7 protein-coding genes and 2 pseudogenes are annotated in these 7,348 nt (G+C 60.2%); 4 read left to right on the top strand and 5 right to left on the bottom strand.

The genetic code is table 11. The features are described 5' to 3' along the window. Positions 1-249: 249 nt before the first annotated feature. Genes I2G20_RS16145 through I2G20_RS16155 form a run of 3 tightly spaced genes read right to left on the bottom strand, consistent with a single transcriptional unit; the run spans position 250 to position 2,713 of the window. Positions 250-1,563 (bottom strand): pilus assembly protein, encoded by a 1,314-nt coding sequence (locus I2G20_RS16145; protein WP_196260767.1) that lies wholly within the window; start codon positions 1,561-1,563, stop codon positions 250-252. After that, positions 1,557-2,213, bottom strand: coding sequence for a TadE/TadG family type IV pilus assembly protein (locus tag I2G20_RS16150; protein WP_196260768.1), 657 nt, complete (start codon positions 2,211-2,213; stop codon positions 1,557-1,559). Before I2G20_RS16150 ends, I2G20_RS16145 begins: the two co-directional genes overlap by 7 nt. Then, a complete protein-coding gene (locus I2G20_RS16155) occupies positions 2,201-2,713 on the bottom strand; it encodes a TadE/TadG family type IV pilus assembly protein (RefSeq protein ID WP_196260769.1) in 513 nt (170 codons plus the stop codon). The genes I2G20_RS16150 and I2G20_RS16155 overlap by 13 nt, the downstream gene beginning before the upstream one ends. A gap of 242 nt (positions 2,714-2,955) precedes the next feature. Here I2G20_RS16155 and osmF point away from each other — a divergent pair, with 242 nt between their 5' ends. The 4 genes from osmF to I2G20_RS16175 all read left to right on the top strand — a co-directional run bounded on the left by osmF (position 2,956) and on the right by I2G20_RS16175 (position 6,802). Then, entirely contained in the window at positions 2,956-3,867 is a 912-nt protein-coding gene (osmF, locus tag I2G20_RS16160) for a glycine betaine ABC transporter substrate-binding protein OsmF (RefSeq protein WP_196260770.1), read from the top strand. An 81-nt stretch (positions 3,868-3,948) separates the two neighbouring features. Further along, positions 3,949-5,139 carry an ABC transporter permease gene (locus I2G20_RS16165; protein ID WP_196260771.1) on the top strand — a complete coding sequence of 397 codons (1,191 nt, stop codon included), beginning with the start codon at positions 3,949-3,951 and terminating at the stop codon, positions 5,137-5,139. After that, positions 5,136-6,068, top strand: coding sequence for an ABC transporter ATP-binding protein (locus I2G20_RS16170; protein ID WP_343070356.1), 933 nt, complete (start codon positions 5,136-5,138; stop codon positions 6,066-6,068). Before I2G20_RS16165 ends, I2G20_RS16170 begins: the two co-directional genes overlap by 4 nt. Further along, a complete protein-coding gene (locus I2G20_RS16175) occupies positions 6,065-6,802 on the top strand; it encodes an ABC transporter permease subunit (protein WP_196260772.1) in 738 nt (245 codons plus the stop codon). Before I2G20_RS16170 ends, I2G20_RS16175 begins: the two co-directional genes overlap by 4 nt. Positions 6,803-6,858: 56 nt before the next feature. Here the strand turns inward: I2G20_RS16175 and I2G20_RS16180 are convergent. Both I2G20_RS16180 and I2G20_RS16185 read right to left on the bottom strand, forming a co-directional pair. Next, positions 6,859-7,221, bottom strand: a pseudogene (locus tag I2G20_RS16180) (carbonic anhydrase); the annotation flags it as partial. 18 nt (positions 7,222-7,239) lie between these two features. Then, a pseudogene (locus I2G20_RS16185) lies at positions 7,240-7,348 on the bottom strand (IS630 family transposase); the annotation flags it as partial.

Below are 7,348 nucleotides of genomic sequence, written 5' to 3' on the forward strand. Positions count from 1 at the left end.
TCTTGCGGGTTAACGGCTAAATCGATTTTTATATCGGGGTTAATGGAGCCTGACGTTGGTACGCGCAATGATATCGGCCTGCGGCCGCCCAAGCACCGCACCGCGGGTCCGTGGCACATTCAACCCGAAGTCATCGCCACGTTGTTGAGTGCTTCCGCGCGAGCAATGATGTCGATCCGGGTTGCGCCCGGCGTTTTGGCGCCGACGTCGACCGTCAAGGAGCCGGCGCCGCTGCATAGAGGCCTGCTCTCAATAAAGACGCAACGGGGAAGAGAGTCGGCTGGCCAGTTGTGTGAATGTCCGATGGATTTCGGCGGGCGTGCTGGCGCTCAGCACGTTCTCGGGCTTGCCGGCGCATGCAGCCATGCGCTCGGGAATGATCGGAAACAGGCTATTGGTGATAAAATTGAGCCGGTTGCGGTCATGCGAGCTGATGGTGCCGTACCGTGGCTCGAGATACTCCGTGTAGATAAAGAATATTTCGACCCCGCGGTCGCGCAACGACGAGCAAACCGAAGCATTGAGCGCGTAGTTCACTTCGTGCGATGCATAGGTCCGTTGCGGATTGTTGGGCGTGGCGAGGTTGTGAAAGAACCAGTAGTTCGGCAACCAAGCTTGCGCATTTTCTACGCCGTCGGTCACCACAATTATATATTGAAGCCGGTCCGTCGGGGAGCGTCCCGTGCCGTTGGCTGGAACTCGGCTCGCGATCTGTCGCAGCGCTTCCTGCTGATTGGTTCCTCCCAGCGTCATGTCCAGGGCAATCTCGCTCGCTGCCACGGACTTCACATAGGCGAGATCGGAAGCGCGCACATGGGTCGGCGACAGTACCTCGGTAAAGGTGTTGGTGAACCGGTAAAGCCCGATCGTTATCTGGTTGTCGAACTCCCTGGCTCCCGCCAGCGTGTCCATTGCCGACATGACGGCGTTTCTCGCCACGTCGATGCGCATGGAGGCGCCGTTGTTTCTCGCCCTATCATAGGAGGAATTGCCGCGGGCTTGGTTAATATGACAGGCGAAAGCGCACCCGGTCGCTTGCGCAACCAGTTGCTGGTCGCGGTCCGTCGCTCCCACGCCCATCGATTGCGAAGTGTCGACGATAATGTTGATGTTGATATAGGAGCGTAAGGTGATGATCGCCTGCGCCTGATTGGAAATCGGCAGGGTGTCGTACCCGAAGATTTTCATCAGGGACGTCCGGTAATCGGCGTCGAACGCTATCGAAGCGGTATAGTTGTTCCTGTCGACCGTAACTGTGGGGGAGACACGCGACACATCGGTGAACGGTATGCCGACCGACGCCGATGCGAAAAAGCTCCGCATGGTCTCTTCGATCATGGGTCTCGTATATTCCTCCCCGACCTCCGCTCTGGCCTGGACTTCGCTAAGGGCAGCGAGCACCGCGCCATTGGCGGCCGCGGTCAGCCGCTGACTGGAGGTGAGCGCCAGGGCATAATCTATCGCAACCCCCGACGCCATCATGAGGACAGGCGCCAGCAAGGCTGTGATGATGGCATAATTGGCACAGGTGTCGCCTGCCAGGCGTTTAAGCGCGTTCAACATGACCTGGTAAAACCATCCTGTTCTACACGCAGCAAGACACTGTTGCGGGTCTTGCGAACCGCACTGGCATGGAGTTCCAGGGTTGGGAACAGCCATCCCTGGAGCAGCGGGATATAGGGGTAGGTGAAATGGACCACGACGACCGGCGCCCTTCCGACCAGGCCGTCGTGAATATTCTTGCCGTCGAGCGGTACGCTGTTGGGCACGAGTTCGAGCTCGCAGCGGGTATAGACGGGCCGGCTGATGATGTCCTGATAGAGAAATGTCCAGTTCACTCGCGGAAAGAGCGGGCACTCCAAACCCTGGCAGTTGCCGACCGGGGCGAACTCGACCGACGCCAGCGCCCGGCTATAGCCGTTCGCCCATCGTCCGTCTCGAGGCACCATCGCCAGGTGCGCCGTGGGATTGGTGATCATCCAGATGTCTTCGACGATGTGGCGCTCATTGATTGCCAGCACATTGTCGCCATCACGGCTCATGAACTCCGCGGCCAGAACCGCTGCCTGATGAGCCCTCCTGTTCTGAAGGGTAAAGTTCGAGATTTCGATCGTCCCCAGAAGCAGGGTCAGCAGAATAGGAACCAGCAGCGCGAATTCGGTGGCCGCAACGCCGCGATCATCCGCAAGGAATCCGAACTTCATGCTGCGCATACCCCATTCCCCGAGAGCACAGGTTCGCGCCGGAGGACGGTCCTGCTGCGGTAACGCTTCCCCTCGCCCGTCTCGACAATGTCAGCGACTGCGAAGGGCATGATGATGTCGGTATATGGATAGGTCAGTTCGATCAGGACGACGTCGCCCCCACATCCGGGATTCCATTGCCCGGCCAGCGAAAGGTTTCGATAGTCGAACAACCTCCCGCGAACGACGACCGCGCCGATTTCAAGTGAATTGCAATCGAGAACGGGGCCGGACATCGAACAGATGGTGTTCTCGACATATGTCCGGGAATCGTAGGCATCGGACGCAAGAATGGAAAGCGCGGCGGTTGTATCGGCCAGCACACGATCGAGCTCGGCTTGGATAAAGGATTTGACGCCAAGTTCGACGCTCGCTGCGACGATAAGGAAAAAAGGCCAGGCGAGTATGGCGAACTCGACGGCGACACTTGCTCTTTTGTCTCTCAGCCAGAGGTGGAACATGGTTAGCATGCGCGCCCCCTAAGCTTGGCCGCGGAAATATGATCTGCGTCCGAGAGCCAGAGGCTTGCTGAAACGCTTCAGCAGATTTCATAACTTTTGAGGAGTTAATCGCGCGATAATTCTTGGAGCCATTAGAGCCGTGCTGACCGCCTGCGACGAAAGGTAGCTGGAACCTTCTCATCGCGTTGGCGTTGGTTTGCGCGGTTCTACGCTGATTTGGACCGAAAGCTCATATTTTTTGGGGATTATTGATGCCTAAAGCTAAAGCTCTTTTCGGTGCTATCGCCGCAATTGTCTTCGCTGCAACCGCAGCTTCCGCACAAGTTGTTGTCTCGTCCAAGATCGATACCGAAGGCGGCGTCCTCGGCAACATCATCAAGCAGGTACTCGAAACCAACGACATAGCCGTCATCGATCGCATTCAGCTCGGCGCAACGCCGATCGTGCGCGAAGCCATCCTTGCAGGCGAGATCGACATCTATCCCGAGTATACGGGTAACGGTGCATTCTTTTTTGATCGCGCAGAAGAGCCGGTCTGGAACGATGCCGCTAAAGCCTATGCCGAAGTGGCGCGCATGGATTACGAGGTCAACCAGATTGCCTGGCTCCATCCCTCGCCAGCCAACAATACATGGGCAGTGGCGCTGCGCAGCGACCTAGCCCAAGCGAACGATCTCTCAACCTTCACGCAGTTCGGCCAATGGGTGTCCGCGGGCGGTGAAGTCAAGCTCGCGGCCTCGTCCGAGTTCGTCAATTCTCCGGCCGCGCTGCCGAAATTCCAGGAGACCTATGGGTTCACTCTGTCGCCTGATCAACTGGTAGTGCTTTCGGGCGGCGATACGGCGGCAACGATCGCAGCCGCTGCGCAGCAGACGAATGGCGTCAACGCGGCAATGGTCTATGGAACCGATGGCGGCATCGGGGCCTCTGGCTTGACGGTACTCGAGGACGACCAAGGCGTGCAACCGGTCTACCAGCCCGCTCCGATCATCCGCGAAGAGGTGCTGACCCAATACCCCGAGATCGAGAACCTCCTGGGGCCGGTTTTCGAAGCGCTGACGCTCGAAGTCTTGCAGGACCTCAATGGACGCGTCCAGATCGGCGGCGAACCTGCTGCCTCGGTGGCAACGGACTTTCTGACCGAGAATGGCTTCCTTGGTTAGTGCGGCGGTGTGATCGGGCCTACCCGTTACGCCGCCAATACCCCTCAGCCTGAGCCGACCGCCTTCGTGGTATAACGGGCCATGATGACCATACTCCAAACCGCGAACTCCGCTTCTTTCGTTCGTCGCCGTCTCGATCCGCTGGGCGTCGTTGTCACCGCTGTGGCCGTCGCCGGACTGTTCCTGCCATTTGTCATATTCAAAGCGAACCGCATCGTTCCCGGTGAGGGCGTCCCGCTCTGGGCGGCACTGCCTGTTTGGGCTGCCATCGCCGCTCTGGTCGGGCTGGGATCGGTCCTTGTTATCGCCATGCTTCGCGTTCGGGGGGAACTCAAGCTGGCGGCCAGCGGGGCGGGCCTCCTCGCCGTTGTCCTTCTGATCGGGTTGGCGGCGGACACCATGTCCCCGCAGGACGACAGCCTTGCCCGGATCGGCATCGGAGCCGGTTCCTGGCTGTTGATCTTGGCGCTGGCCTTGATGCTCACGGACGCGCTTTCCCGGCTCGATCCCGGGCCCTGGACGCGCATCGGATCGCTGGCATTCGCCATGGTGGTATTTGGAGCCATCCTGGGAAGCGGCACCTTGAACGAGCTTTCCATTCTCAAGGAGTATGGCAGCCGCGCGCCGGCATTCTGGCAGGAAACCCGCCGGCATTTGGAGCTGGCCTTCGGCTCCGTCCTGCTCGCGACGGGAATTGGCGTACCGGTAGGTATCGCTTGTCACAGGTTCAGCGCCATGCGGAGCGGCGTATTGAACCTGCTCAATATCGTCCAGACGATTCCCTCGATTGCGCTTTTCGGCATCCTGATCGCGCCTCTCGCCTGGATCGCCGCCAATGTGCCGGGCGCCAGAACCATCGGCATTTCCGGGATCGGCATGGCGCCAGCCATGGTCGCACTCACAGCCTATGCGCTGCTCCCAGTAGTCGCGAACACCCTCGTGGGGCTGACCGGTTTGGCCACCACGACCGTCGAGGCCGCCCGCGGCATGGGTATGACCTCAGGGCAAAGGCTTTGGCACGTCGAGCTGCCGCTGGCAATGCCGGTGATCCTCACGGGCATACGCATCATTCTGGTACAGAATATCGGGCTTTCCACCATCGCGGCGTTGATCGGCGGCGGCGGCCTGGGCGTCTTCGTGTTCCAGGGCGCCGGACAGACCGCTATCGACCTCGTCCTGCTGGGCGCCGCACCCACGGTCGCGCTGGCCTTCGCCGCCGCGGTGTTGCTCGGCAGTTTTATCGATCTCAGCGCGGAAAGGGCGAGGACGTGATCGAGATATGCGATGTCGTCAAGTCGTTCGGGGACACGCGCGCGGTGGACGAGGTGAGCCTCATGATCGCGCCTCACACCATCTGCGCCCTCGTTGGCACGTCGGGTTCCGGCAAGACAACCCTTTTGCGGATGATCAACCGGCTGGTGGAACCCACCAGTGGCAATATCCGTGTCGACGGGCGCGATGTGATGAGTGTGCCTGCCTATGAACTGCGGCGGCAGATGGGCTATGTGATCCAGGGTCACGGGCTTTTCCCGCATTGGACTATCGCCCGGAACATTGCCACGGTTCCGAGCTTGCTCGGCTGGGACCGACGCACCATCGACCGGCGCGTCGATGAACTACTCGATCTGTTCCAGCTCGACCCTGCGACCTACCGGAACCGCTTGCCAGGAGAGCTCTCCGGCGGCCAGCGGCAACGTGTGGGCGTGGCGCGAGCGCTTGCGGCCAAGCCCAATATCTTGCTCATGGACGAGCCGTTTGGCGCCCTCGATCCCGTGACTCGTGGCAAGGCACAGGAGGAGCTGCGGATCATTCAGCAAAAATTCGGAACGACGATTGTTCTCGTCACCCACGACATGGACGAGGCGACACATTTGGGCGACCGGATCGCCGTACTGGATAAGGGACGCCTGCTGCAGCACGGCGAACCGGCGGATATCATCGCCAATCCAGCCACCGATTTCGTGCGCGAACTGGTGGGGACCACCGACCGGGCCTTTAGGCTCCTGTCCCTGGCGACACTTGGCGAGCATGTCGAAAGCGGCACCGCCGATGGCGAGCCGCTCGAGGCGACGATGACGCTCCGCAGCGCCTATTCGGAGCTGCTGTGGTCAGGTCGCAAGGCCGCTCCGGTCGCGCGGGACGGCACCGTTCTGGGTATCGTCACCCTCGACGGCCTTGGCCGGCTGGCGGCGCGACCGTGAGCCCGTTGGGACTTGTGCTGCGCCTGGCTGGGCTCGTGCTGCTGGTGTGGCTAGTGGTGCAGCCTACCGCTTTCGCCGGCTTGCTGGCGCTCTTTACCCGGCCCGGCCAGCCGTCAGTCTATAATCAAGGCAGCCTCCTGGCGCTCACTATCAGTCATCTGCTGATCGTCGCCAGCGCCATCGCGGCGTCTGCTCTTTTGGCCGTGGGACTTGCAATTTTCGTGACTCGCCCTTTCGGCGTCGATTTTCTGCCGGTTTCACGCGCCCTCGCCAATATCGGACAGACATTTCCGCCTGTGGCCGTTCTTGCCCTTTGCGTCCCGCTTCTCGGTTTCGGGACGACGCCAACGCTGGTGGCGCTATTTCTCTACGGGCTTCTTCCCATTTTCGAAAACAGCCTGGCCGGTCTGTCCAGCGTGCCACCGCCGGTCACCGAGGCGGCAAAGGGCATGGGAATGAAGCCGATGCAACGCCTGATCGGGGTCGAATTGCCACTCTCAATGCCGCTTATGCTCGCGGGATTGCGGCTCTCAACGACGATAGCCTTGTCTACCGCCGCCATCGGCTCGACTGTCGCAGCGCCCACGTTGGGCGAGGTTATCATCGCGGGCCTCCAAACGGGCAATACGGCATTCGTGGTGCAAGGCGGCGTGATCGTGGCGCTGCTGGCCGTGCTCATCCATGAGGGTTTTGTTGCGCTCGAGCGCTCGCAGCGTCGACGGATCGGGCTCTGAGCGGGTAGAGAGACCTCCAGCCGACCGGACCGGAAAGCCGCCGCTAACGCTTCCTCTTAGCGGTCCCCATTTTTGGCATCCAGGACCCGCACCTTTCCGGACGCGATATCATAAATGGCCCCTACAACATTCACGTGACCTGCATCCAATGCGCCGTCAATTATTTCACTTTCAGTGGAAAGCCGCGCAACGGCCCATCGAACATTGTCCTCGGTTACGGCTTGCAAGAGATCTGTAGGGTCGCGTCTTTTTGCTGCTGTAACAGCGGGGGCAATCGATTTAACCAGTTCTGGCAAATGCCCTGGCAGTTGAGCCTCGCTCAATTCCGCTTCGATGGCGGCATTGATCGCACCGCAATTTGTATGGCCGAGAACCATGATCAGAGGAATGCCAAGGACACCCACCCCATACTCCAAACTGGCTAGGGCGGAATCCTATCAGTCTGCATCGTATCCAGCGGCTGCGAAGTAGTTGGCGCACTCTTTGGGCGTGAAGGTTTGGACCAGTTTGCCAATTCTGTTCCAGAGCGCATCAACGGTTCGCTCT

This window comes from Pelagibacterium limicola (genome assembly GCF_015694405.1).
In the GTDB taxonomy this organism is placed as follows: Bacteria; Pseudomonadota; Alphaproteobacteria; order Rhizobiales; family Devosiaceae; genus Pelagibacterium; species Pelagibacterium limicola.